The organism is Paenibacillus azoreducens, assembly GCF_021654775.1.
Lineage (GTDB): Bacteria > Bacillota > Bacilli > Paenibacillales > Paenibacillaceae > Paenibacillus_AQ > Paenibacillus_AQ azoreducens.
Genome location: NZ_AP025343.1, coordinates 4,740,427 through 4,766,191, shown reverse-complemented (window position 1 = coordinate 4,766,191; position 25,765 = coordinate 4,740,427). Strand labels below are relative to the sequence as shown.

28 protein-coding genes and 3 pseudogenes are annotated in these 25,765 nt (G+C 47.5%); 29 read left to right on the top strand and 2 right to left on the bottom strand.

Annotation, left to right across the window (positions count from 1 at the left end):
- Positions 1–114 precede the first annotated feature (114 nt).
- Complete coding sequence (locus L6442_RS20950; protein ID WP_212980880.1) at positions 115–1,032, bottom strand: aldo/keto reductase; 918 nt, start codon at positions 1,030–1,032, stop codon at positions 115–117.
- A gap of 245 nt (positions 1,033–1,277) precedes the next feature.
- Positions 1,278–1,859: a TetR/AcrR family transcriptional regulator gene (locus L6442_RS20945; RefSeq protein ID WP_212980879.1), complete on the bottom strand. Its 582-nt coding sequence runs from the start codon at positions 1,857–1,859 to the stop codon at positions 1,278–1,280.
- Between the two features lie 345 nt (positions 1,860–2,204).
- Here L6442_RS20945 and L6442_RS20940 point away from each other — a divergent pair, with 345 nt between their 5' ends.
- The 29 genes and pseudogenes from L6442_RS20940 to L6442_RS20800 all read left to right on the top strand — a co-directional run bounded on the left by L6442_RS20940 (position 2,205) and on the right by L6442_RS20800 (position 25,736).
- Positions 2,205–3,371, top strand: coding sequence for an MFS transporter (locus tag L6442_RS20940; RefSeq protein ID WP_237100402.1), 1,167 nt, complete (start codon positions 2,205–2,207; stop codon positions 3,369–3,371).
- A gap of 170 nt (positions 3,372–3,541) precedes the next feature.
- Positions 3,542–3,910 (top strand): glyoxalase superfamily protein, encoded by a 369-nt coding sequence (locus L6442_RS20935; protein WP_212980877.1) that lies wholly within the window; start codon positions 3,542–3,544, stop codon positions 3,908–3,910.
- Between the two features lie 113 nt (positions 3,911–4,023).
- Positions 4,024–4,608 (top strand): GNAT family N-acetyltransferase, encoded by a 585-nt coding sequence (locus L6442_RS20930; protein WP_212980876.1) that lies wholly within the window; start codon positions 4,024–4,026, stop codon positions 4,606–4,608.
- Positions 4,609–4,961: 353 nt separating this feature from the next.
- Positions 4,962–6,524, top strand: a complete 1,563-nt coding sequence (locus L6442_RS20925; protein WP_212980875.1) for an MDR family MFS transporter — start codon at positions 4,962–4,964, stop codon at positions 6,522–6,524.
- Positions 6,525–6,602: 78 nt separating this feature from the next.
- The gene (locus tag L6442_RS20920) at positions 6,603–7,277 is read left to right on the top strand and encodes a response regulator transcription factor (RefSeq protein WP_212980874.1); all 675 of its coding nucleotides are present in this window, start codon (positions 6,603–6,605) and stop codon (positions 7,275–7,277) included.
- The gene (locus L6442_RS20915; RefSeq protein WP_212980873.1) at positions 7,274–8,323 is read left to right on the top strand and encodes a sensor histidine kinase; all 1,050 of its coding nucleotides are present in this window, start codon (positions 7,274–7,276) and stop codon (positions 8,321–8,323) included. The genes L6442_RS20920 and L6442_RS20915 overlap by 4 nt, the downstream gene beginning before the upstream one ends.
- 92 nt (positions 8,324–8,415) lie before the next feature.
- Positions 8,416–8,724, top strand: a complete 309-nt coding sequence (locus L6442_RS20910; protein WP_237100026.1) for a hypothetical protein — start codon at positions 8,416–8,418, stop codon at positions 8,722–8,724.
- Between the two features lie 102 nt (positions 8,725–8,826).
- Positions 8,827–9,300 carry an SRPBCC family protein gene (locus tag L6442_RS20905; protein WP_212980872.1) on the top strand — a complete coding sequence of 158 codons (474 nt, stop codon included), beginning with the start codon at positions 8,827–8,829 and terminating at the stop codon, positions 9,298–9,300.
- 90 nt (positions 9,301–9,390) lie between these two features.
- Entirely contained in the window at positions 9,391–9,924 is a 534-nt protein-coding gene (locus L6442_RS20900) for a histidine phosphatase family protein (RefSeq protein ID WP_212980871.1), read from the top strand.
- A 13-nt stretch (positions 9,925–9,937) separates the two neighbouring features.
- Positions 9,938–10,107, top strand: a pseudogene (locus tag L6442_RS20895) (alpha/beta fold hydrolase); the annotation flags it as partial.
- A gap of 75 nt (positions 10,108–10,182) precedes the next feature.
- Positions 10,183–10,707 carry a GNAT family N-acetyltransferase gene (locus tag L6442_RS20890; RefSeq protein ID WP_212980870.1) on the top strand — a complete coding sequence of 175 codons (525 nt, stop codon included), beginning with the start codon at positions 10,183–10,185 and terminating at the stop codon, positions 10,705–10,707.
- Positions 10,708–10,889: 182 nt separating this feature from the next.
- Positions 10,890–11,291 (top strand): DUF6508 domain-containing protein, encoded by a 402-nt coding sequence (locus L6442_RS20885; protein ID WP_212980869.1) that lies wholly within the window; start codon positions 10,890–10,892, stop codon positions 11,289–11,291.
- A gap of 50 nt (positions 11,292–11,341) precedes the next feature.
- A complete protein-coding gene (locus L6442_RS20880; RefSeq protein ID WP_212980868.1) occupies positions 11,342–11,890 on the top strand; it encodes a 2'-5' RNA ligase family protein in 549 nt (182 codons plus the stop codon).
- Between the two features lie 48 nt (positions 11,891–11,938).
- Positions 11,939–12,376, top strand: coding sequence for a GNAT family N-acetyltransferase (locus L6442_RS20875; protein ID WP_212980867.1), 438 nt, complete (start codon positions 11,939–11,941; stop codon positions 12,374–12,376).
- A 174-nt stretch (positions 12,377–12,550) separates the two neighbouring features.
- On the top strand, positions 12,551–12,859 hold the full coding sequence (locus tag L6442_RS20870; protein ID WP_237100025.1) for a hypothetical protein: 309 nt from the start codon (positions 12,551–12,553) through the stop codon (positions 12,857–12,859).
- A 24-nt stretch (positions 12,860–12,883) separates the two neighbouring features.
- Entirely contained in the window at positions 12,884–13,048 is a 165-nt protein-coding gene (locus tag L6442_RS20865) for a hypothetical protein (protein WP_237100024.1), read from the top strand.
- A gap of 174 nt (positions 13,049–13,222) precedes the next feature.
- Positions 13,223–13,654: an NUDIX hydrolase gene (locus L6442_RS20860; protein WP_194235018.1), complete on the top strand. Its 432-nt coding sequence runs from the start codon at positions 13,223–13,225 to the stop codon at positions 13,652–13,654.
- Between the two features lie 35 nt (positions 13,655–13,689).
- Positions 13,690–14,178, top strand: coding sequence for a GNAT family N-acetyltransferase (locus L6442_RS20855; RefSeq protein WP_212980866.1), 489 nt, complete (start codon positions 13,690–13,692; stop codon positions 14,176–14,178).
- 48 nt (positions 14,179–14,226) lie between these two features.
- The gene (locus tag L6442_RS20850; protein ID WP_212980865.1) at positions 14,227–15,231 is read left to right on the top strand and encodes a serine hydrolase domain-containing protein; all 1,005 of its coding nucleotides are present in this window, start codon (positions 14,227–14,229) and stop codon (positions 15,229–15,231) included.
- Between the two features lie 64 nt (positions 15,232–15,295).
- Positions 15,296–15,556, top strand: a complete 261-nt coding sequence (locus tag L6442_RS20845; RefSeq protein ID WP_212980864.1) for a DUF2164 domain-containing protein — start codon at positions 15,296–15,298, stop codon at positions 15,554–15,556.
- Positions 15,557–15,573: 17 nt separating this feature from the next.
- Positions 15,574–16,002 carry a VanZ family protein gene (locus tag L6442_RS20840; RefSeq protein ID WP_212980863.1) on the top strand — a complete coding sequence of 143 codons (429 nt, stop codon included), beginning with the start codon at positions 15,574–15,576 and terminating at the stop codon, positions 16,000–16,002.
- A gap of 176 nt (positions 16,003–16,178) precedes the next feature.
- Complete coding sequence (locus tag L6442_RS20835) at positions 16,179–17,180, top strand: homoserine kinase (RefSeq protein ID WP_212980862.1); 1,002 nt, start codon at positions 16,179–16,181, stop codon at positions 17,178–17,180.
- Positions 17,181–17,479: 299 nt separating this feature from the next.
- On the top strand, positions 17,480–17,935 hold the full coding sequence (locus L6442_RS20830) for a DUF4830 domain-containing protein (protein WP_212980861.1): 456 nt from the start codon (positions 17,480–17,482) through the stop codon (positions 17,933–17,935).
- Between the two features lie 13 nt (positions 17,936–17,948).
- Positions 17,949–18,254, top strand: a pseudogene (locus tag L6442_RS20825) (antibiotic biosynthesis monooxygenase family protein).
- A 48-nt stretch (positions 18,255–18,302) separates the two neighbouring features.
- Positions 18,303–18,620 (top strand): annotated as a pseudogene (locus L6442_RS32865) (NUDIX hydrolase); the annotation flags it as partial.
- Between the two features lie 261 nt (positions 18,621–18,881).
- Positions 18,882–19,280 carry a GNAT family N-acetyltransferase gene (locus L6442_RS20815; RefSeq protein WP_212980893.1) on the top strand — a complete coding sequence of 133 codons (399 nt, stop codon included), beginning with the start codon at positions 18,882–18,884 and terminating at the stop codon, positions 19,278–19,280.
- A gap of 64 nt (positions 19,281–19,344) precedes the next feature.
- Positions 19,345–19,836 (top strand): GNAT family N-acetyltransferase, encoded by a 492-nt coding sequence (locus tag L6442_RS20810; protein WP_373871855.1) that lies wholly within the window; start codon positions 19,345–19,347, stop codon positions 19,834–19,836.
- On the top strand, positions 19,833–20,357 hold the full coding sequence (locus tag L6442_RS20805) for a DUF6886 family protein (protein ID WP_212980860.1): 525 nt from the start codon (positions 19,833–19,835) through the stop codon (positions 20,355–20,357). The genes L6442_RS20810 and L6442_RS20805 overlap by 4 nt, the downstream gene beginning before the upstream one ends.
- A 1,116-nt stretch (positions 20,358–21,473) precedes the next feature.
- Positions 21,474–25,736 (top strand): glycosyl hydrolase family 8, encoded by a 4,263-nt coding sequence (locus L6442_RS20800; RefSeq protein ID WP_237100023.1) that lies wholly within the window; start codon positions 21,474–21,476, stop codon positions 25,734–25,736.
- The last annotated feature ends 29 nt before the right edge of the window (positions 25,737–25,765 follow it).

Below are 25,765 nucleotides of genomic sequence, written 5' to 3'. Positions count from 1 at the left end.
TATGGGTTTCATCTACCATATCATAGATTGGCGGATATTGATATAGGGTGTTGATATAGGGTGTTGATATAAAAGCCGGACGTACAAGCATTCTTACGTGGTCATGCCTTTTGTTTATGGAAGAATATTGCCTGCAGAACGGAAGATTTCATACCATTCTTCGCGGGTCAATGTGATTTCGCTTGCTTTGATGCAATCCTTCAAGCGCCCGATATTCATCGTGCCGATGATCGGCTGCATGTTTGCCGGATGGCGGAGAAGCCAAGCGATAGCGATCGTAGTGTTCGTAACGCCGTATTTGGCGGCGATTTCATCGATTTTTTGATTGAGTTCAGGGAACTTATCGTTACCGAGGAACACGCCTTCAAAAAATCCATATTGGAATGGAGACCATGGCTGGATCGTAATGTCGTTTAATCTGCAGAAATCGAGAATGCTGCCGTCACGGTTTACGGCGGCTGCATTTTCCATGTTGACGTTAAAGCCGCTTGAGATCATGGTGGAATTCGTGATGCTGAGCTGCAGCTGGTTAGCAACGATCGGCTGTTTCACCGCTTTTTTCAGCAGCTGGATTTGCATTGGATTTTGGTTTGATACGCCGAAATGGCGCACTTTACCGGAGGTTTCCAGTTGATCGAAGGCTTCGGCCACCTCTTCCGGTTCAACCAGCGTATCCGGACGGTGCAGCAGCAGCACATCCAGATAATCGGTTTTCAGTCTTTGCAAAATGCCGTCGACCGAATTCAAAATATGCTCTTTGGAAAAGTCGAACATCCCCGGACGGATGCCGCATTTGGATTGAAGAATGATTTTTTCGCGGATTTCACTGTTCATATGTATGGCATCCGCAAAAATTTCCTCGCAATTTCCGCCGCCATAAATATCGGCATGGTCGAAGAAATTCGCGCCTTCCTCGAGCGCCGTTTGCACGAACCGCTCCGCGCCGTTTTTATCGAGGGAATTGATACGCATGCAGCCGACTGCGATAACAGGGACCTCCAGCGTGCTGCTTCCCAGCTTGATTGTTTTCATGAATGCTGTCCTCCAGACTCATATTAGGATGATGTTTCTGCTCCGCGGCGGGATATCCGCATGGGAGTTTGCGATCTTGTGTGCGTTCACGATGGATGAATAGGGAAAGCAGACAGTCACACATCCATTTTTACACGTCAGTGGACAGGATTCAAGTCGAAATTGATCTGCCCGAAAAATAGATTGAATGACCGCCGAACTTTAATGCGGAAAATACCAAATGATTAGTACCAGGCAAAAATTTCTCAATGCAGCAATGACAAGATCACTTGGACGGATTGATCGACAAAGGAACGCTCGGGCCGGGCCTTCATCATGACGGTAAGCCCGATTAATGAAACGACAAGCGTTTGCGCCAAGGCTATGGCATCCATACTTTTTTGAAGCTCGCCTGAGCGCTGGCCCTTTTCGATGGTTTCCTGAAAAATGGCCGCGAGATACATCTCATGTTCTCTGGTAAGTATTTCGAATTTCTTATCATGCGGCGCCAGCTCGACGATTGTATTAATGCAAAAACAACCCCGGCTGCCCCCACCTGAATACTCTTCTTCCACCATTCCCTCAAAAAAACCGCGAATGGCTTCTTTCGCCGACGGATGACGCTGCAGCTTGGTGCGGATACTGGCGGCGTGAGCTGAAGTGTATCTCCGCAAGGCCGCTTCAAAAAGCTCTTTCTTATCCCCGAACGTTGCATAGATGCTTGGCCGCTGTATCCCCATGGCTGAGGTTAAATCGCTTAATGAGGTTGCTTCGTATCCTTTTTCCCAAAATAACTGCATGGCCGCATCCAATGCTTGTTCCACATCAAATTCCCGCTGTCGAACCATTATGGCACCTCATTTCTTATCGATCAGTATAATATGATTTTATTCGAATATTGTTATGATTGTCAAAATCAAGAGATTGGATTGTGTTGAAATGGCGGATGAACAATGAAAAAAGTGATGTTTTTTATTTGGCGAAATATTTAATTCACTATCCTCTTGACAGTTTTGCGCAAACAGAGTTATGTTTATTCCCATCATAACATACCAATCGGTATAATATACTCATCGGTAAAATATGTGGATAAGGGAGGAGTTTTATACATCATGGAGATTTTTGAAGAACAAAAGGCAGCTGCGGCAGTTCAAACGCTTGGAATAGATGGGGGAGAAGCAGCCGGCGCGAAAATGCCTGAATTTTCAATTTCTCGCCGCATGGCTTTGCTGTTTGCGGTTGCCTGCGGTTTATCCGTCGCCAACATCTACTATGCGCAGCCGCTGCTGGATGCTTTGGCCAATGAATTTGGCCTACCTCATTCATCCATAGGCATCGTCATTACAGTAACCCAGATTTGTTATGCGCTCGGACTGTTCCTCCTTGTCCCGCTCGGTGATTTAGTAAATCGGCGAAGACTGATTCCGGGCATGATGCTGTTATCCGTATTGGCTTTGATTGCTGTCGGTACGGCAGTCAGCAGTATCGTTTTGTTTGCCGGTTTGGCTGTGGTCGGACTGCTTGCTGTCGTAACTCAGGCGCTTGTAGCGTATGCGTCCAGTTTGGCAGCGCCCACCGAGCGGGGGCGTATTGTCGGCTTGGTGACAAGCGGCGTGGTGATCGGGATCTTGCTGGCCCGAACCTTTGCCGGGGTACTCACCGATATTGCAGGTTGGCGTTCCGTGTATCTTTTTTCCGGCGCGTTGCTGCTAGTCGTGGCTTGTATTCTACTGCGGATGATGCCTTCAGAAAACAGGGAAAAGCCCCCGCTCAGCTATCCGCAGCTGCTGCAATCGGTGCTAGCCCTATTCGTGCAGGAACGGATTCTGCGGATCAGGGCCATTTTAGCGCTGCTTATTTTCGCTTCATTCAGCATTTTATGGACTTCGCTTGTGCTGCCTTTAAGCAGTGCGCCCCTATCTCTTTCCCATACGGCAATCGGTTCTTTCGGTCTTGCAGGCGCCGCGGGAGCGCTTGCTGCGGCAAGGGCCGGGCGTCTGGCGGACCAGGGATTCGGACAAAAAACCACCGGCATCGCGCTTGCTTTATTGCTGCTTTCTTGGCTGCCGATCGGATTTTTGCGGCATTCTTTGCTTGCATTGGTTTTAGGCATTATTTTGCTCGATATGGCCGTACAAGCGGTGCATGTTACGAATCAAAGTTTGATCTTTAACGTTCGTCCCGAGGCAAGGAGCCGATTGACCGGAGGTTACATGATCTTTTATTCGATTGGCAGTGCTGCCGGTTCCATAGCTTCCACGTCGGTATATGCCTCTTTCGGCTGGAACGGGGTCTGCCTGCTTGGGGCAGCCGTAAGCGCGCTGGCGCTTTTGTTCTGGGCATGCACCCGCCGTTTGTGAGGAAGTAAATTTACCCCCCGTCGAAATTGTTCATTTGAACTGACGGGGATTTTTTTGTTTGTAAATAAATAGACGCCAAGATATCCGAAATTGTAATTGAGATCATTAGAAAAATGTGGTTCACTTGTATAAAGTTTTAATTAAATCTGTGGAGCTAGGAGGCGGTTCGCATGACGGCACAAGGAATCATTCCGATTTTTCGCATCTTCGACGAGAAGAAAGCAAAAGAGTTTTATCTCAATTACCTCGGGTTCAAGCTGGATTGGGAACATCGTTTCGAACCGGATCTGCCGCTCTATTTTCAAATCTCCATGCATGACATCCAGATCCATCTCAGCGAACATTACGGGGATTGCAGTCCGGGTGCTGCCATACGAATCGAAATGAAAGGTCTCGAACCATTCCATCGGAAGCTGCTCGCTAAACAGTACAACTATTCCAGACCTGGATTGGAAGAAACGCCGTGGCATGCAAGGGAATGCTGCGTTATCGATCCTTTCAGCAATAGAATCGTATTTTATGAGAATCTGGATGAATAAAGTTAAAAGAATTCACGATCGAAACCGAGCTGACATATGAATGTTGACAGGAACAAGCCGGCGGCCTGGCTGAAATCATGAGATTATTGAAAAGGCGTAGGAAGGGGATAAATATGGACCCAGAAACCCGTAATCCCGGCAATCCTGTTATGGAAACGGAACGGCTGATTTTAAGAAAATTGACGGCAAACGATGTCGGCGACGTCTTTGATTACTGCTCCGATGAAGAAGTACCGAGGTATGTCAGCTGGTATCCGCATCAAACCCTTGAAGAATCGAAACAGTTTGTGGATCATGTCATCCGGTTATATGAAGAAAACAGCGTAGCGCCGTGGGGCATTGAGGACATGGAAACCGGAAAGATCATCGGCACGGTTGGTTTTGTCTATTGGCATCCGAAGCAAGCGAGAGCCGAGTTGGCTTATGCGCTCGGAAGAGCGCATTGGAATAAGGGATTGATGAGTGAAGCCGCCAAAACAGTCATGCAGTATGGATTTGAAGCGATGAAATTAGTTCGGATCGAGGCGAGGTGCCTGCTTCCCAACATTGGATCCAGCCGGGTGATGGAAAAATGCGGAATGGAGTTTGAGGGCATTTTGCGAAAACATTTATTTGTAAAAGGAAAATTTGAAGATTTGAAGCTGTATTCCATGATTCATGATGGTAACCTTAAACTGCTGGAAGGAGAAGGCGAATAAGACACCAGCAAAGAAAGAGGCATAGAACATTGATCCGGTAAAACAAAAGAGAAAGTGTCATTTCAATAGTTTATGGACGGCGGGGGATATACTCCGCTTTTTTTTTTTGACATATCAAAACTTCCGGGGTCCCTGCAAAGTAATCGGAAAAAGCTTCGAAGGTCATGCGTCACTCAGTGCTTTTGCTTAGCAAAAGCGCCTCTCTGTGAGAGTCGTCGGACTTCTTTCCGATACACTTTGTGGGGTTATTTGTTGCATTAAAGGTTCTTACCTCTTGCTCGCTTCTTCTTAACACTCCGTTTACATTCAGTCTATATATCCGGAGTACTGTTGGGTTCAAAGGAGTGGTAAAGATGGCAAATCAAAAGACGAATGTAACATTGGTGCTTGTCGGCTTGATGTTGGGCATGCTGATCAGCACCCTGGACCAAACCATCATGGCGACGGCAATGCCGACGGTTGCCCGTGAATTGGGGGGCTTGTCCTTATATAGCTGGGTATTCTCCATCTATATGTTGACCTCGACGACCAGCATGCCAATATTCGGCAAGCTGGCTGATCTGTATGGCAGAAAAAAGGTATACGTGTCCGGTATGGTACTGTTTTTGCTTGGTTCCGTATTATGCAGTCTGTCGACAAATATGACGGAGCTGGTTATTTTTCGTGGTTTTCAAGGACTTGGGGCCGGCGCATTGATTCCCCTTGCCGTGACGATTATCGGCGACCTGGTTCCGCTGGAGAAACGGGGGAAGATGCAGGGCATGTTCGCTGCTCTGACAACGCTGGCCAATATTATCGGGCCTGCCGCAGGCGGTTTATTTGTCGAATATTTAAACTGGCAGTGGGTGTTTTATATCAATCTGCCGATCGGGTTGGCGGCACTCATCATTATCTTGGCGGCGCTTAATGAAAGCAAGCTTACCGTCAAGCGCTCCATCGACTGGTTTGGAGCATTGTCAATGAGCGGAGCGATTGTTGCGATTCTGCTTGCGCTTGTTCTGGGAGGCGATTCGAAATACCAATGGGGTTCGCCGCAGGTCATTGGGTTATTTGCTGCAGGAGCTGTCCTATTGGGCTTGTTTCTCTGGATCGAGAGCAAAGCCAAGGAACCGATCGTTCCGCTGCAATTGTTCAAGAACCGGATTTTATCCGTTGCATTTATAGTTGCTTTTTTGATGAGCGCAGGCATGTTTGCGGCTGTTACGTACATCCCGCTGTACGTTCAGGGAGTTATAGGGGTAAGCCCTGCCGTCGCCGGATATATTTTAACGCCGATGATGGTAGCTTTGGGGATATCCGTAACCATCGGCGGGCGTTTGATGCATAAATATGCCTACCGCACATTTAATATGCTGGGCATGGCGTTTATGGGGATTGGCTTTGGCCTGCTGGCTACCATGGGCGTGGATACTGCGATGATAAATGTCATTATTTATATGATTTTTGTCGGCGTTGGCATCGGTTTGATCATACCGACACTGAATACTTCAGCTATTGGGGCGATCGGCAAAGAGCGGCGGGGGATTGCGACGTCATTGGTTCAGTTTTTCCGCTCGATCGGCGGCACGATGGGAGTGAGTATTTTGGGGATTCTCATGACAAGCAGGATGGCATCGGGGATATCGGATCAAAGCGAAAGGTTTGCTGCTTTGCCTGCAGATCAGCTCAAAACATTAACCGACCCGCAGATCATGCTTGATGAAAGCATCCGGGCCACGCTCCCGACCGGGCTGCTGCATGAGCTTCAGCATTTGTTCTCCCAGGGAACAGGGCTGGTATTCGTGATCGGCAGCGCGATTGCGGCAGCAGGATTTATCGTGGCAGCTTGGATGGGCAATGCGAGAATGATGGAGTCGTCCGTCCCCAGCCCGTCGGCGCCGGCAGGAGGATCGCCGGATTCGCAAGCGCGTGGTTAATCTAAGTTTTCAAAACACCCGCCATTCCAAGTATCCATTATAATAGAGGCAAGTTCTTGAAGAGAGGAGGCGGCAGAAATGGCAAAAATCATGATCGTTGACGATGATCCCTATATCCGCAGGCTTGTAAAAATGATCTTGCGCGGCGAAGGTTTTGATGTGCTTGAGGCAGGCAATGGGGCGGATGCCTTGGATATGCTGGAATCGGTAAGACCGGATATGCTCATTTTGGATATTATGATGCCGGCTATGGACGGATGGGATTTGTGCAGGGAACTGCGCAGGCATTACGACGTTCCTCTGCTCATGTTAACGGCGATCGGCGAAACGGAGCAGAAGGTCAAAGGTTTTGAGCTTGGCACCGACGATTATATCGTAAAGTCGTTTGAAGCGGCAGAGCTTCTGGCCCGGGTGAAGGCGCTGCTTAAACGTTACCGGATTGCCGTTTCCAGGATTGTTCAGGTCGGCCGGCTTACGCTTGACAAAGCTTCTTTCGAAGCTGTAGTGGATGGGCATGGAATCACTTTGCCGTTAAAAGAATTTGAGCTATTGTTTAAACTGGCGAGTTACCCTGGAAAAACCTTTGCCAGAGAGCAGCTCATCGAATGGATCTGGGGTTACGATTACGAAGGGAATGAACGGACGGTCGATGTGCATATCAATCGCCTTCGTGAGCGTTTTCCGGCGGAAGACTCCGGTTTCCGGATTCAAACGATCCGCGGCCTTGGTTACCGATTGGAGCTATTGGAATGATGTTCTGGCAAAAAGCTTGGCGGATATTGGCGCTGATTATTGTTTTTTTGTTATGCTGGAGCATGGGTTTTCTTTTGGTGTTTTGGCTGAACGGTGGAGCCGGAACTTCATCTTTGGCGAATGATTATGTCCGGCAGGGCTTGGCGCTTGTTATTGGCGGCCTGTTGGAATTCATTGTGTTGCTTATCTACTTCAAGCTTAAACCCAAAACCCACCGGCTTTTTTTTCAAAATATGACGGAGGTGCTTCAGCAAATCGGCAAGGGTGATTACAAGGTTCAAGTTGATACGGATCCGAAAAGAATCGGACCTTATGAACCGGTGGCCAGCAGCATTAATCAAATGGCAGAGGATCTTGGCCGGCTGGAGCGGATGAGGCAGGAATTCATCTCCAACGTGTCACATGAAATCCAGTCTCCATTAACGTCTATCAGCGGATTTTCGCGTGAGCTGCTCGATAATGATACGCTGGATGATAAAGAACGTAAGGAAATTCTGGAGATTATTGAACTGGAAAGCAAACGTATCTCCAAACTGAGCCGCAATTTGCTTAGGCTGACATCGCTCGAATCAGAGCAATATCCGTTTGAGCCGAAACGTTACCGGTTAGATCGTCAATTACGCGCGGTTGTACTAGCATGTGAGCCGCAATGGGTCGAAAAAAAACTGAACATGGATATCGAGCTTGCTAGCGTCACCGTCTTTGCCGACGAAGATACGCTCAATCAGGTTTGGATTAATTTATTAAACAACAGCATCAAATTTACTCCGGCGGGAGGCACCATATCGATTTCGCTGCAGCAGCGGAAAAGAGGATCGGTCGTCATTTTCCGGGATAACGGGTGTGGAATTGGCAAGGCAGATATACCATACGTGTTTGACCGTTTTTATAAAGCCGATAAATCCCGCAATCGCGAGGCTGGCGGCAGCGGCCTGGGACTGTCGATCGTCAAAAAAATCATCGATATGCATCATGGCGGCATTACTGTGAACAGCAGCATAGGAGAAGGGGCGGTTTTTACCGTCACGCTTCCAATATCATCGTAACAAATATACCATTACCTGATTGTGCAGGTAATGGTATATTTGTGTATAGAATAATATGAGCGCGAAATTATTAATGAGGGTGGTGTTTGAAAATGAAAAGGAAAACGAAAATGAAATACGTTTGGGCCTTCCTGTTATTATGCTTCGCAATGAGTCTTTTGTCCGGCTGCGTCCCCGGCGACGGCACGAATACGCCTGAACATGAAGCCGGATTTTTTTGGGGGATCTGGCATGGTTGGATTGCGCCGATTTCATTGATTATCGGCCTTTTTAAGTCTCACATCCGGGTATATGAGATGAATAATTCCGGATGGTGGTATGATTTGGGTTTTTATATTGCAATTATTAGCGGATTTGGAAGCATCTCCATTTTCCGGCGGAAGAATTCGGACCGGGATTAACTTTGAATACGATGCAGCCCATTACCCAATGACTATAATGGAAAGAATAAAGGTAAGATTCATAAATCAAGATTAAAAACGAAATGAAGGGATGCATACGAGATGGAAAAGCCTATTCGTATTCCGGATCTGTCGGCAAGACCGTTATCTTTGCGCGTGGAGCGTGAAATGCAAACCTCGCCGGAGGTTCTTTATCAAGCTTGGACAAGGCAGTTCGATCGTTGGTTTGCGGCGCCGGGGACGGTTTTGATGGAGGGGAAAGTTAATACGCCTTTCTTTTTCGAAACGGTGTTTAAGCCAAGTCCCGATCGTGAAGAGAAACGTCATCCGCATTACGGCAGGTTTTTAAAAATGGAACAGGATCGTCTCGTTGAACTGACTTGGGTAACGGGCGAAGGGGGAACGAAAGGCGCGGAAACGGTGGTTACGGTTACTCTGGAACCTCATGGAAGCGGAACGCTCCTCAAGCTGACGCATGCCGGGTTCCCGGATGAAGAATCCAAACAAGGGCATGAGCAGGCATGGCCGTTTGTGCTTGAACAGCTGGATCAGCGCATGATGGGAACAGAAGCTTGACCGACGCATGGAAATATAAGACGCTGGGAGCATGGCTGCCCGGCGTTTTTTTACACGAAGTGAAATTATTAAAGACTGGAGTGAGGGCCCATGACCACCTTTTATCTAATCCGTCACGGTGAACCGGAATGGACGATTAATGAAAGATATAAGCTGCGGGGACACGGGCGGGATTTAGTTCCGCTTACGCCACTCGGAATAAAGCAAGTTTATGAAGCTTCCAGAGATGACAGATTAAAGAATGCCCAATTGATCATATCCTCGCCATACACTAGGGCCTTGCAAACCGCGGCTATTTTATCCAAAGAATTACAGCTTGAAATTCAGGTGGAATTTGATCTCAGAGAGTGGCAACCAGATTTGTCGTTTCAATACGATACAATGAAGCAGCTGCAAGAGTTGGGTGCGGATTATGATCTGCATAACGGGATTTATCCCGAAGGGGAGACGCGTTTATGGGAATCCCAACCAATGATGAAGGCCCGGATGGAAGGGGTTATCAGCAAATACCTGTATTATGAGCATGTGATCGTAGCTGGGCATGGTATGCTTTTCCGCACCCAGTATCCGATAGAGGAAATTCCACATGCTCATATTATCGAGCTGAACAAAGTAAGAGGGTGATAGGACTCCTCCCCTGATATTATTTTTACACGGTGGCGGAGTGAGCGGTTGGATGTGGGATAAACAAATTCAATCCTTCACCCATTATCATTGCATTGTTCCGGATCTGCCTGAACATGGGCTAAACAATGATGAAATGAATTTTTCAATAAAGGGAGCGCGGAAGAATTAATCAAATTAATCGGAATGAATCAAAAGTGTGAACGAATCAAAGTCTCAGGTGGCAACACAATTTATTGATTTTTGGGGGATGGTTGAATGTCAGGGAACATCATCAAATCCGATCAAATTTTGCTGCGCCGCACCCAAGCGGAAGATCTGGATTTCGTGCTCGACACGGAAGCGGTTGAAGACAGCCGCCGGTTTGTGTTTACATGGCCAAGAGAAAAGCATGAATTCGCCATGGACAACGATGACCAATTACATATCATCATTGAAAATATGGCCGGCGAAAAGCTCGGATATATCATTTTGGCGGGGCTGCGCAATGAACATCATTGCATTGAATTAACGAGAATCAACATGGTGAGCAAAAATAAAGGGTATGGAAAAGAAACCATCAGCTTGATACAAGACTTTGTTTTCAATAGGCTGAATGCACACCGTCTGTGGTTGGATGTGAAGGAGGACAATGCCCGGGCAAGGCATGTATATGAATCCGCCGGTTTTACTATGGAAGGGACATTAAGAGAGTGCATTCATACCAACGGGGTATATGAGTCTTTAGTTATTATGGGGATGCTCGCCAGTGAATATAAGCAGCGTCAAATGCTCGAACGTTAGTAAATGAGATTACAAAACATACAGGCGTTCTTTTTATTCGGCAATCGAATTTGGCGTCAGAATCACATAAAAACGCATGTGGAAAGTTTGATCGATAGATCGTAATCGGCAGCCATTTTTTTGCAAAAAAATGCGATGGTCAAAGTGGCAAGCTAATAAAATAGAAAAAGGAGGCAATGCCGTTGCCTTATGATGCAGTGATCACCCAAAAAGAGGCGGATCGTTTACTTCCTTACCTGGAGATCTTTCAAGATCCCGGCCAAACCTTGTATACGCAAGTGAACGGTTATATTTGTGAAGCGGAGCCTATTGGGGCTTTCAGAAAAGAGCTGGAGGAAACGGGTTTCTTAATGGTGTTCGATTGGAAGTCATGGATCAGGGAACATGAAATGTATAAAGATGTCCGCCAAAATATTCAACCGCACATCATGAGTTCCGATGTGGAGACGTTAAGGAAACTGCTGACAAGTTATGTTCGTGGAGACCGTTTTTCGGAGGGGCTATTTGTCGAAGTCGTCACAAACGGCAAGGTCGTTCAGATTCTGGAAAGATTAAAGGAGCTTCGAAGTTCATTGCCGGAATAGCTATTACCCTAGTTGAATGGCCAAACGCAAATAAGGAAAGGAGCGGTATCATGTATGGAGTTGTGCTCCATTTGGATTCGGATGCGGAACAGAAGATTGTCAAACTGTGGAAGGAACTTGACGGACTAGAAATCTCCCATTATGCGGAAGAAATCCCGGATCGGAGACCGCATATTACTTTAGCGGATTATTCGGAGCTGGACGAGAAGACTTTTACAGAGATGTTTCGTGCTTTTTATTCCTCAAAAACGAAATTCACACTGACACTCGGGGTGCTGGGTACATTTCTTCAATCAGGGACATTGTTTCTTGCGCCGACTCCAACGCTGGAGCTCATCGAGTTACATGCAGATCATCACGATCATTTCAAAGAATATACCGGATTCTCCAACTCGTTGTATGCACCCGGAATGTGGATTCCGCATTGCACCATCGCAAACAGGCTGAATGGGCAGAAGCTGGCGGAAGGTTTGCAGTACTGTACGGGCAAATTGCAGGTTTTGACTGCGGAAGTAGTTGAAATCTCTATCATTAAGCTGCTATATAAAGATAATCAATGCGTTAGCGCTCCCGCAATTTTTTCGCAAAAACTATTATGAGACCGGGTACCGGATTCGAAACAAAATCGATTAGAAAGCAGGGTTGTTATGGTTACCATCAGACACATCCAAGAAAAAGAGCTTCCGGCGCTTGGCCGTTTGTATGAGGAATTAATGGAAATCCACACCAACGTGGATCAGATGCGGCAGGTATTCAAATCTGCGGAGCGCAGCGGAAATTATCATCTAATAGGAGCTTTTTACGAAGGAGAACTGGCTGGATCGCTTTTGGGTATCGTATGTCTTGATTTTATCGGCGCTTGCAAGCCGTTTATGGTGATTGAAAATGTCATTGTATCGGACCGGATCCGCAGACAAGGCATTGGAAAGAAGCTGATGGAAGAAATCGAGAAAATCGCGCGGGAGAACGGCTGCGGCTATATCATTCTCGTATCCGGAGAGCAGCGCAAGGAAGCGCATGTATTTTATGAACAGCTGGGCTACCGGGATGAAAAGGTTGAGGGATTCCGCAAGCATTTGCATTAGGAATATGGAAAATTCAGTCATCAATCGACAGGATTTCGCAACTATCCGGGGACAAGCGGCGTCAATATAATAAATGAGAAAAATATGGAAAGGCCCGCATCAATTGGACAATGAACCTTCGAAAAGGCCGGCGCAATCTGTAGGTGAGGATATACATGAAAAGGGGAAGATGTTTTGGGTACGCTGACATTATTTCGTTTTAACGGTACGGAGACTCACAAGCTGGCTGAAGCCCAGGCTTATGCAACCCGCAAAGGAGAGGGCGATGAGCGGAAAATCATGTTATGGTTTGAAACGGAAACCGATCCGGAGCCACTGGTCCGTTTGCCCGACCCGGATGAATTGCAAAATAACCCCAGCGCCGAAATTACGGTTTATCTCGATCAGTTGGACCTGGAATGTTTTGGAGTCCGGGAATTCGAGATTGAATCAGGGTACAACGAAGATGGTACCAGTTTGGATGCAAGGCTGTATTATTTTTAACATCAGGAAGTTTACCATAACAAGGTGAGAATCGAATACAAGGGGAACGGTTTTTTCCATGTCCGCTGGAGCGGGCTGACGATGGACGTGAATTATTATGACGGCAGTAAGCCAGATACGCGGCTTGAATTGGAAGGGGATTTCTTTTTCGCGGAATACGATACAAGCAATCCATCACATGGCCGATAATGACATGAACGCATACATAAGATTCAAAATGGCGCTAACGGAGGATGTGTACTGGGAGAGATCACTTTGGATGCAGGCGCTTCAAAGATTGATTGGCATAACCGGCGCCATATGGCCCGGATCAGCCAAGCCTTGGGGCGTGACAATGTGTACTCATATAAAGGAGGATTTTAGATGCGGCGCGTAGACATCGTTTATTCCTTAATAACAAATGAAGACAGGACCAAAGTATTGATGGTTAATAACAAGGACAAGGATCAGGGGCGCTGGACCTTGCCGGGCGGTGCCGTTGAAGAAGGCGAGACGCTTGAAATAGCGGCGGTTAGAGAAGCCAAGGAAGAAACGGGGTTGGATATCAAGGTGCATGGCATCGTAGCCGTAAACGAGCTTTTTATTGAGGAATCGGATGAACATCTCGTTCTGGTTACGTTTAGGGCTGAAATTACCGGGGGGCGCGAGGAGATTGTCAGACCGGACGAAATATCCGAAGTGGCATGGGTCGAGTTGGAACAAGCGGATAAGCGGATGCCTTATTACATCGACGGGATTTCCTCCATTGCGAGAAATAACATTGAGATAAACTATTTTTACGAAGGCAAAATATAAGGCATGTAAAATGAGCTGTTGGGCGAGGAGATATGATGAGCATCGAATTAGTTCAAGTGAAGCGAAGCGAAAAACATATTTTGGAAAATTTGTACCAGCTGTATGAGTATGATTTCAGCGAATATACGAAACTTGATATCGATAAAGATGGCAGGTATGCGGTGAGCATCGATTATTATTGGGAAGGCGATGGCAGGTGGAGGCCATATTTCATTAAAGTATCTGAAAACGTGGCAGGTTTCGTTGTTGTACTTCTGGAAGATATGGATTTGAATCCGGATCCGGACCATGTTGTCTATGATTTTATGATTTTGAAAAAATATAGAAGACAAGGAATCGGATACACCGCCGCATGCAAGACGTTTGAGCTTTATCAGGCTAATTGGAAGCTTGCACAGATGGAGGCGAATAAGGGCGCCATTTCCTTTTGGAGAAAAGTGATTCATGATATCACAAATGGCAAATACACAGAAAACTATCGGGATGATAGAAAGATGTACTTTCAGTTCTTCAGCACGAAGTAGAACAGGCAAATCTCCTAACGACAATTTATGAGAAAGATGGTGGCTGATTTGAGAGGAATCGAAAAGGCTCATCAATTGCTCGAGAGCTGGGTTGCTGAGAAAAAAATACCTGGAGCCGTTGTAGACGTCCGGATCGGCGATCGGATGAAATGGCAAGCCGCTTACGGCACGGCCGCGCTTGATACGATTTTTGACGTTGCTTCGCTAACGAAAGTTGCCGTAACCTTGCCGGGAATCATGATGCTGGTAGAATCGTCCAAATTATCGCTCCAAGATCCGGTGCAAAAATATATTCCGGAGTTCCGTCACGGCGGAGTGACAATTGAACATTGTTTAAAACATATCTCCGGCCTTCCTGCCGGGATTCCGGATTTCGAGGAACGGTACAGCACTGTCGATGCGATGCAGCAGATTTTTGAAGTGGACCTTGAAGCGGCTCCGGGCGAACGGGTGAATTACAGCGATCTCGGGTTTATCCTGCTCGGCTGGATCATTTCCCGCCTTACCGGCCAAAGTCTCGATTCATTCGCGCAGGATGCGATTTTTACGCCGCTTGGTATGAAGGATAGTTGTTTTAATCCGTCTCAGGCTTTACATAAACGCATTGCGCCTACGGAATGGGATGGAAGCAAGTATATCCTGGGAGAGGTGCATGATGAAACAAGTTATCGCTTGGGAGGCGCGGTAGGCAGTGCCGGACTATTTACCACGGCTGAGGATTTGTCCGAGTATGCAGGGGCTTGGCTGTATCCCGAGCAATGTTCGCTATTAACCAAGGAGACGGTAGAAACTTGCATCACATCGGTTTTTGACGGGAGAGGTCTCGGCTGGCAGGTGCAGGGGAGTCCTGGCGTAACGCTTTCCTGCGGTCCGCATTGGCCGGCGGGAAGCTTTGGGCATACGGGATATACAGGAACCAGTCTTTGGATTAATCCTGTAGACAAAATGAGCGTCGTATTCCTGACCAATGCGGTGCATTACGGCAGAGAGAGCCTTAATGTCTTTAGAGAACTGCGGCCTATTTTACACGAGGCGGTTTTAGCTTCTAAGTAAATTTTGAAAGATGCAATTCGTATTTTATTAATAACCTGGCATTACCCATAGGAGGATTTGACCGATGTACATGTCCATAAAATTATCCAGAGAACAAAAAGCCGAAATCGCACAGCATGTTCAGGCCTTTTTTGAGGAGGAACGCTCCGAAAGCATCGGACAGCTGGGGGCGGAGCAGCTGATTGATTTTATGATCACGGAGCTGGGCCCGCATATTTATAACCAGGCGGTTGCCGATGCCAGAGCTTTAATAACGGAAAAAATGGCACAAATCGATGATGAACTGTACACGCTGGAGAAGCCTGTGCAGCATCCGAGAAGATAACGCTGAGCGGAATGAACATGAACCGCAAAAGGCTCAAAATCCTCGCCTGGATATTTTTAATCGGATACGGCATTTGTATATTGTATTGGATGTTTCGGGGATTCGGCCGGACCACGCAGACGGAATTCCGGGCGAATCCGGTGCCGTTCAAAACCATCTTCGGTTATATATTCAACATGAACCAGCAAAATATAGGAACGACGATCATTAATCTAGTAGGCAACGTTGGGGTTTTTATTCCATTTGGGATGGTGCTTCCCTATCTGTTTCAAAGGCTCCAAAGTTATGGTCTATTTATTGCATTCTTTACCGGTTCCATCGTGGTTCTGGAAATTTTGCAGATAGTCCTTAAGGTAGGTACGGGCGACATCGATGACGCCATTTTAAATGTGATTGGCGCATCCGCCGGATTTATTTCGTACCGCTTTTTTGCATCCAAAGCTTGAACGCACGCTATATCAGACTTGGCTTAGTGGAAGTGATCTGGTAGGGCATAAAAAATGTAAGAATTATTGGCGCAACTTTTGCAATTATCTTTGTTGGGCTTAGCAGTAGTCAATCGAGTGATCATCCTGACTTGGAAGCAGCAAGGTTATCGACATTTAAAAAGGGGTGTGCATAATTGTTTTTTCCGGTTTCTTATTCAACCTTATCAGATCAAGCAATCAATGAATTTTTAAAAAATCAGTATGGTCTTGACGGCACTGCGCGTACGGGGTATCTCCTTAGAGGCATGAATGATACATATTTGGTCACGACAGCCGGGCAGAAATACGTGTTCCGGGTGTATCGCGGAGATTGGCGGACAAACGAGTCGGAAATTGTTTTTGAGATGGAACTGCTGCAGCATTTGGACAAGCAGGGGATTTCTGTATCGTTGCCGATTCCGGACCGGCAGGGAAACATCATCCAAAAGCTGCAAGCGCCGGAAGGAACGCGGTTTGCCGTGCTTTTCACTTTTGCGGAAGGGGAAGAGCGGGGAATCGATTCGGAAGAGATAAGCGAACGTTTCGGTAAGGACGTTGCCGGCATTCACTTGCATAGCGCCTCTTTCCACAGCAGCAACACCAGGCAGGAACTAAATCTGGATTATTTAATCAGCCAGGCTTTGGACTTCATCCACCCGCGCATGACTCATCGCGAACAGGATTTCCGGGAGCTGCAAGGGCTTGCAGGCAAGTTGGAAGAATTGCTGCATGATATCGGGCTGGATACATTGGATTGGGGCGTCTGCCACAGGGATCTTCACGGAAATACGAATGTCAGCTACAGGGATGACGGTTCAATGACGCATTATGACTTCGATCTGTGCGGATATGGCTGGCGTGCTTATGATATCGCGGAATTCCGGCTGGCCAGGGAAGTGAGGCTGGGGCATGATCCGCAGCAGCTGGAGCTGCTTTGGAACGCTTTTCTTAAAGGCTACCAATCCGTCCGCACTTTGAGTGAAAATGATCTTCGGGCCGTACCGGTGTTTGTCGCGATCCGTCAGCTGTGGTTATTTGGATTATGCATGATGGACCCGCATATTATGGGCAGCATCGATAGCGGCGATGACTTTATTGACGAGAAGTTGGACTATTTTAAAAGCTTATCGATCTTAAAGGATGATATCAGCGCATAAAACCTAAGATCGTTATAGCGTATAAAGCTGATGAAATTGGATCGGCCATCCAGAATATTATCCGAAATTTGGATTCGAGCCTGCCGGTCCTATGGACTAAAATGTACCTAGTTCAATGTGCCGGATGATGTGTTTATGGTATACGAGCTTCAGGCGCCGCACTAAACCGCATTCAAGGGGAGCTAAGATATCCTGAGGTGTTTATGGGTTAATTGAGGAAGCATTATGGCTTATAGTTGGCCCCAAAGTGGTATTAGGTTTATCGTATACAGGCCATTTAATGGAAAACTGGAGGGCTTATGAAGATCAAATGGATTGGTATAATTCTTTTGGTTCTAGTGATGGGCTGCAGCGATGACAAACCGAAAGAAGTGGTAATTTATAAACAAAGTCACGTCGATTTTTTGAAACGGTACGGCTGGAGTATCGACCGCTTCGCATCGGAGACCAAATATGCTTCAGGGACTTTCCAGTCTTTTTCTCGCCATATGCAAGAAGTGAAGACGAAAGGCAAGGTTGATTTAGGTTCTTATACCGACCAGGAAATCATCGAAACAGGTTATGTTCTCCGGGAGTTCAAGCCCGATTACAATCAGATTATCGCATACATCTTTGAAAGCGGTGGCAGCATTGTTGGAAGCTACTTGGTAAACAATCAGCTATCAATGGATAAAAGTGGAGTCTATCAGATCGGTGACGGTTTTACGGATGAAATGGTTCAAAATTTGCAATCCGGTATTCCCGAGAAAGACTAGAGGTGATAATAAAATGATATTCGAAGTTGCTATTTTACAAGTGATTCCCGGACGGGAGACCGATTTCGAAAAAAAGCTTCGCCAAGGCCTCAGCAATCATCTCCGGCATAAAGGGATATATCGGGGATAAGCTCCAAAATGCATCGAGGAAGCTAATAAATATGTGTTGCTGGTGAAATGGGAGACGTTGGAGGCTCACACCGTTGATTTCAGGGGATCGGCGGAATACCAGGAATGGAAAGCTCTGCTGGATCATTATTACGACCCTTTTCCGGCGGTTGAGCATTATGAGCTTGTCGATGAAAATAGCATTTTGTGATCTAGCTTTTTACAAAATCATTCTATCAACTATGGGAGTGCGCAACGTATGATTAAGTATAATATTTGTTTTATCCGCCAAGGGGACCGGGTGCTTTTGTTGAACCGGAATAAGCCGAGCTGGATGGGCGCGTGGAACGGCGTCGGCGGCAAGCTGGAGCCCGGGGAAACGCCCAGGGATTCCATGCTGAGAGAGCTGAAGGAAGAGACGGGCGTTGTGCCTGAACGGCTTTATTTTAAAGGCGTGGTCACTTGGGTAACGGACGGTGTCAAAACAGGCGGTATGTACGTGTATGCTGCTGAATTGCCCGCGGATGCCGAGTATCCGGCGCCTCTCCCAACGGACGAGGGGATTTTGGACTGGAAAGAGCTTTCATGGATTTTGCATCCGGAAAACCGGGGTGTTGCTTATAATATCCCGAAGAGCATCGAGACAATTTTGTTTGATGAACATTGCTATGAACATATCTGCACCTATAAAAACGGTGAATTACTGAAACATGAATCCGTTCGAATCGAACCGGATATTGAAAACATGACCGATCTATCCTGTTCAAAGAGCGGATCTTGGCATACATATGGGGGAGAAAATATCGTGCTGCCTGAGGGTTATACGCTTGTGGAAAAAATGCCGACTTTAGAGGAATACATTCACCTTTGTACCGCGGTGGGGTGGGAAGAAGTGATGAACTTTGCTGCAGCGGAACAATCCCTTCGGCAGTCACTTTACGGGGTAACTCTGCTGCACGGAAACGAATTAGCGGGTATGGGAAGGATTGTCGGAGACGGGGCGATCTATTTTTATATACAGGATATCATCGTTGTGCCTGAACACCAGAACAAAGGGTTGGGCAGGGCCATTTTGGAATCGATCACCGGATATATACGCGGGCATGCGCCGGATAAAGCATTTGTCGGTCTGTTTGCTTCCCACGGAAAAGAGGATTTTTACCGAAAGTTCGGCTTTAACCGGCATGAAGGCATGACCGGGATGTTCGGCGTGGTGCATGTCGGAAAGATCTGGTAGATGATAGAAAAAGAAGCCGCAGCAAACGGATTATGATCAAATGTGGAAAAAGGGGACGAAGTTCGTGGGATACGAATTTATGCCGATGACCCAAGAGCAGGCGGAAGAGATTGCCTATCATTGGCATTACGAGGGCGAATACGCATTTTACGATATAACGGCGGATGAGGAAGATCTGAAAGAGTTCCTGGACCCGCTAGAGCGGGGCGATTCCCATTTTAGCGTGTTCATAGAAGGGGATTTAGTCGGATTCTTTTCATTCGACGCGAAAGAGGACGGAACGGTTGCGCTTGGGTTGGGAATGAAGCCGGGCAGGACCGGTCAAGGGGAAGGAATCCTTTTTCTTCAATCTGGACTTGAGTTTGCGGACAAAATATATGCCCCCAAACGATTTGTTTTATCCGTAGCGGCTTTTAATCAAAGAGCGATTCGGGTATATGAGCGTGCGGGGTTTCATAAAGTAAGGGAGTTTATTCAGGAAACGAACGGAGGGCATTACGACTTCATCAGCATGGAATTCAATCGTACAGTGGAAAGCCAGGGTGAGGGAACATGAAACTTTATCATTTTAGCGAGGAAGCCCGGATCGAAGTATTCCATCCGCGCGTTAAAGCCAACCGGACGGATATGTCGCCTGTCGTCTGGGCGATTGATGAAGAGCATCAGTTTACGTTTTTTGTGCCGAGGAATTGTCCGCGAATTGTATATACAAGACATGAGGGGATGTCGGAGGAAGATGAGATCCGTTTTTTCGGGCATACTTCGGCTGATATCGTTATGACGATGGAAACCCGCTGGTACAACAAAATGATTGAAACACCTTTATACCGGTATGAGCTGCCGCCGGAATCTTTTGAATGTTTTGATGAGATCGCCGGTTATTATATTTCCAGGGAAATGGTAGAGCCGGTCGGAAAAACGGAAATACGCGATTCTTTGCAGCGTTTATTAAGCTTGGGGATCGATTTCCGGTTTACGCCGGATCTTCATCCGTTAAAGGACGCAATCCTGAGATCATCGCTTAAGGATTTTGGCATTCACCGTTTTGAATATGCGATAGGCGCAGCAGAGTTTTAAAGTTGTGCCAGTTTCCGTGGTCAGATTATGAAGGAAAGCTAGCGGCTGTATTGTCTAGCACTGTACTGCTTAGCGGTTGTATTGCCTAGCGGCTGTATTGTTTGGCGGTTGTATTGCCTAGTGGCTCTACTGCCTAGCGGCTGTATTGCCTAGTGGCTGTATTGCCTAGTGGCTGTATTGCCTAGTGGCTGTACTGACTAGTGGCTGTACTGACTAGTGGCTCTACTGCCCAGCGGTTGTATTGCCTAGCGGCTGTATTGTCGCAGCTTTTTTTTCAGGATTATCTGAGGTACGATTCCAGGCGCTGTGCATTTACGATGGCATGAGTTTTGGTTATTATTCCACCTCCGGAGCGTCCGATGGCCTCAAATCGCTGCCACCATTTGCGCCTGCTCTATGCTGATATTTTTGGCCTTTGGGGAATCGTGCGAGAATATTTAACGGACATCATAGAGGTAATTTCGCTATAAGTACGGTTTTTAAAATGTAACTTCCCTCCTGAAAATTACTTCAGCTACATTCTAGCTATGATGAACATACGAAAAGCGACAACCCCTCCGTATTTGATTCTAACGGACACCACGGCCGCTAATTGGCTAAAAATAGCCATTTTGAAAATGTAACGGACACCACAGCGCTTAATTGCCCCCAAACCAGCGCCAAACGAGGTTTTATCACCAAATAGCTGCATCTGTGTCCGTTAAAAATCAAAATGCTCGAAAATGCCATCAATAGCGGCTGCTGTGTCCGTTAGAGTTTTGTGCGAATAGCATCACGTCCTTTTGATGGCCTATGCTCGTGTTATGAGTGCGAACAGCATCGCGTCAATGAGTGCGAATTGCACCTCATTATGAGTGCGGAGTTTACCTTGTGCGCTATAACGTGTTTTTGGATTTTTACAAAATCTTCATTTTTCAGAAATAAAGACAATAAACGTAGAAAAGTTCTGTAACTGAAAAAGATATATCGAGAATCGGGAGGAATACATGCGCTATATTAATGATACGGGATGTTTGCCGTCCTGCCACCGGAAGGGAGTGTCGCTTATCGGTAGATACGGATCCTTTTTGACTGAAAATTAAAGCGCTTTAATTATTGGGAGGAAGGGGTAACAAAATGAGGACAAGGAATAGAAGCAGAACCATGTGGAGCAAAGCGGCTATATTCATGACTGCTTTGGCGCTGCTTGCCTGGCCGCTTCAGGGGAATATCCATGCAGGCGCGGCGGATAAAAATGGGAGCGGCACGGTAAAGCAAAATGCCGTAGTTTTAGCCGAGTGGAAGTTTACGGACAAGGGAGAGCAAGGCGTTCATCTTGCCACCGGGGGACAATATCAGGTTTCTTCCTTTTTGCAAAACGTAGGGGGCACTTTCGAGAATTACGACGAAGACGAGCATCAGATCAGCTATCAAGGCTGGAATCCGGAGGAAGGAGCAAAATATTGGCTGGCTACTGTGTCCACGGCAGGCTACAGCCATATCAAGCTTTCGTCCGAGCAGAGCTCATCCGGTTCCGGTCCGAATGAATTCAAAGTACAGACAAGTACGGACCTGTCGAAATGGACGGATGTGCCAAACGGGATCGTGAAGATGAATACCGTCTCCAGCTATGATTGTCCGCAGCAGTCCTGCAAGCTTGCAGGTCTATCACTTCCGCAAGCCGATGATGATCAGGGAATCCTGTACATCCGGTGGCTGGTAAACGCCAACAAGGCGACAAATGCGGATGAGAACCCGGATGGCATCGGTGGGGGCGGCTCCAGCCGAATCCGTAATATACAGGTGACGGGCGAACCCATCCAAGGAAAGCAGCCTGTGACGCCAACGATCGATTTGACGAAATCGCCTGCGGAACAAGCCGTGAAAGTCCCTGCCAAAGAGCCGTTGAAGATACAATTCAGCAAAAAGATTAGCGTTGCCGACGCAGAGGCCATTTCCGTCAAGGATGAAAAGGGACAGCCTGCATCCGGGCTCAAGTGGGAAATTGCCGCTGGGAATACGCTGCTTATTCGGCATGATCCGTTTGCCTATAGCACGAAATACAAAGTGGCGATCGATCAAAAGGCTCTAAAAGGCGAAGATGGAATTCCGCTTGCCCGTAATGTAGCCTGGGATTTTACCGTACAGGATTCGCCGACGATGCCGAAGCTGATCAACATGACATTCAACGGGGATCCGAAGACCAGCCTTTCGTTTGCCTGGTATACGGATGTCATGACAGATACGAAGCTGCAGCTGATTGAAGCCTCACGCATGGAAGGGAAGGAGTTCCCGGCTGCCGCAGCCAAAGAATACTCCGGTGCCGCTGAAGAAATATCCACATTTGTGACCAAAGCGGATAGAGAATCGGGCAGCAAAACCGAATTTTACACCCACAAGGTTACTGCAAATGACCTGAAGCCGGGAACCGCATACAAATTCCGCGTGGGCAGCGAAAAGGAATGGAGTACAGTTGGTTCTTTCACAACAGATACAGCTAAGCCCGAACCGTTTCACTTTATTGTAGGATCGGACTCCCAAGCTTCCGTCAAAGCCGAATTTGAGCCTTGGGCCGATACATTCCGCAAAGCGATCAACCGCATCGGAAATCCGAAATTCCTTATCAATGCGGGGGACCTGGTGGACAACGGCGATCTGGAAGAGCAGTGGCAGTGGCTGCTGGGCGTCGCTCAGGATGAGCTGCTGAAAGTACCTTTTGTACCTGTGCTAGGCGGTCATGAAGTGCAAGACTGGGATGGGGATGAAACGACGCCTAACAATAACTTCTATAACCATTTCAATCTGCCGCGCAACGTTGTGAAAACTACCCATGACGGGTCTGTATATTCCTTTGAATATGGTGATGCCTTATATATGATCTTCAACTCTGAATTTGACGGCAAGCTGAAGGCCGACGGCACGGTCGACTGGGAAGACGACAAACGTGAGCAATTCTGGGATCAGGTGGATTGGATGCGCAATACGGTAGCCAAAAGCGATGCCAAATGGAAGTTCGTCACATTCCATAAGTCTCCTTATGCCGCAGGCGATAATTCCGCCCAATGGGAAGAAGGACGCGTAGATTTCTACAAGCAGAATTTGATTCCGGTATTTGACGAGCTTGGCATCGATATGGTGTTTGAAGCGCATGATCATATGTATATGAGATCCTTCCAGATGTACGGGGACAAAGTAATAGACCCGAAAGGACTGCAGAAGGATGCGGAGGGGAATGTCGTGAATCCGAAAGGGACGATCTACCTCATGTCCAATGCGCTTGGCAACAAATTCTATTATAAAAACAACCAGTATAAACTCGGCGCGGACGGCGAGCCGGAAGAGGTCATCGGGGCTAACGGCAAACCGATCCCGTATGACGACTATTTTGCAGCGATAGATGAGCAGCCCGAGAAAAAAATGTTTACCGACGTTTCCGTCTCGGATCAGGTTTTGAAATTTGATGCCATGACGGCGGCGGTTGAAGATGAAGGCAAGCCGGGGTACAGTAAAGACGGGCTTGGCGTCTATGACCATTATGGCATTAAGCGCACGGACGTTAAGCCGGAGCCGGTCAAGGAAGCCCGGGTCGAAATGAAAGACGGCAAGGCGGTTCTGACGTGGAAGGTCCCTTCAACGGGTACAGAGCCGGTTCGAGGTTTCCGTATTTATGAGAAGAACGATAAAATCAGCAAATATTGGAGCAAATATGTGCCTGTCCAGCCGAATAAGGATGAATACAGCTTGACGATCGAGAACCTGGATCCGGCGGTTCAATACCATCTGGTGATTCGTTCGGTAGGCACAAGAAATAATTCCGAGAAGGTAGAAGTCTCAACGCTGAAGTCCGCTTCCGCAAATGAACCGCCAACAGCACCGTCCGCACTGGAAGGAAAAGAGTTGACTCCGTTCAAGGTTGGCTTGTCATGGCTTGAATCGAGCGGACCAGCTCCCGCAGGATACCATATTTACCGGAACGACGTTTTAGTGGGAACGGCAGCAACCACTTCCTTTGAAGATGCCGGGCTGCAGCCGCAAACGGAATACCGATATACGGTGAAAGCTTTTGGCAAAAACGGGGCGGAGTCGCTTGCCTCAAATAGGATCACGCTGAAAACAAAATCGTGGATAAGCGGCGTCAAGGGAGCTTCCAAGCCGTTCCCGCAGCATACGGCGTATGCGGTCGGCTCGATCAAACCGAATCATCAAAGCCAGGCGCAAATCGATGCTACGGTTGCCCGGCTGTACGATGAGTGGACCCATAAATATTTGAAGGCGAATCCGTATTTGAAACCGGAGGAACCGGCTCAATATTATGTGTGGTATGCGGATGGCGACTGGTTTGAAAAAGAACATGACGATACTCTTAACGTGGATTATGACGCCATTACAGTTTCCGAAGCGCATGGCTACGGGATGCTGGTGACCGCTCTCATGGCAGGGCATGATCCGCAAGCCAAAATGTATTTTGACGGACTTTACCGTTATTTCAGGGCGCATCCGAGCAGCGTCAATCCGGATCTAATGGCATGGAAGCAAGGAGATACCGGCAAGGCGATTGTGGATGTGGACGGTGTAGACTCCGCTACTGACGGCGATATGGATATCGCTTATGCTTTGCTGCTGGCGGATAGCCAATGGGGCAGCGACGGCAGCATCAATTATTTGGCTGAAGCCAAAAAAGTCATTCAGGCCATCATGAAAAATGACGTGAATCATACCGAATGGACATTAAAGTTGGCGGACTGGGCGGAAGACAATGATGCCAAATACGGCAGCGCGACCCGTCCTTCCGATTTTATGCTACAGCATTTAAAGGATTTCGGAAAAGTATCCGGCGACCGCAATTGGGGTCTTGTCGTTGACAAAACCTATGCTATAAGCCGTGAGATATTTACTAAATTCAGTCCGAAGGCGGGGCTCCTCCCTGATTTTGTAGTGAAGAAGGGCGGAAGCTATGCTCCGGCCGATCCTGATTTTCTCGAAGGAAAAACGGATGGGGACTATAGCTACAATTCATCCCGCATTCCATGGCGGATCGGTACGGATGCGTTGATCACCGGAGACGGGCGGGCAAAAGAGCAGTTGAATACATTAACGGGCTGGATTCGCAAGACAACCCAAGATGACCCGTCCCGAATTTCCGCAGGTTATAAGCTGGACGGCTCCGCAGCGCTTGAGAACTACCCGGATCTGTCGTTTAGCGCGCCTATGATGGTTGCCGCCATGCTTGATGCTTCCAATCAAAGCTGGCTGAATCGTTTATGGGATTATAATGCGGCGGTCTCCACTGAAAAAGACGTATACTTTGGCAATTCCCTCCGGCTGTTGAGCATGATCGTGGTGTCCGGAAATTGGTGGTCGCCGACTCTGGGGGACGTGAATCATACGGTAAACCAATAAAATGAATGAAAGCCCTGATGAATTCAGGG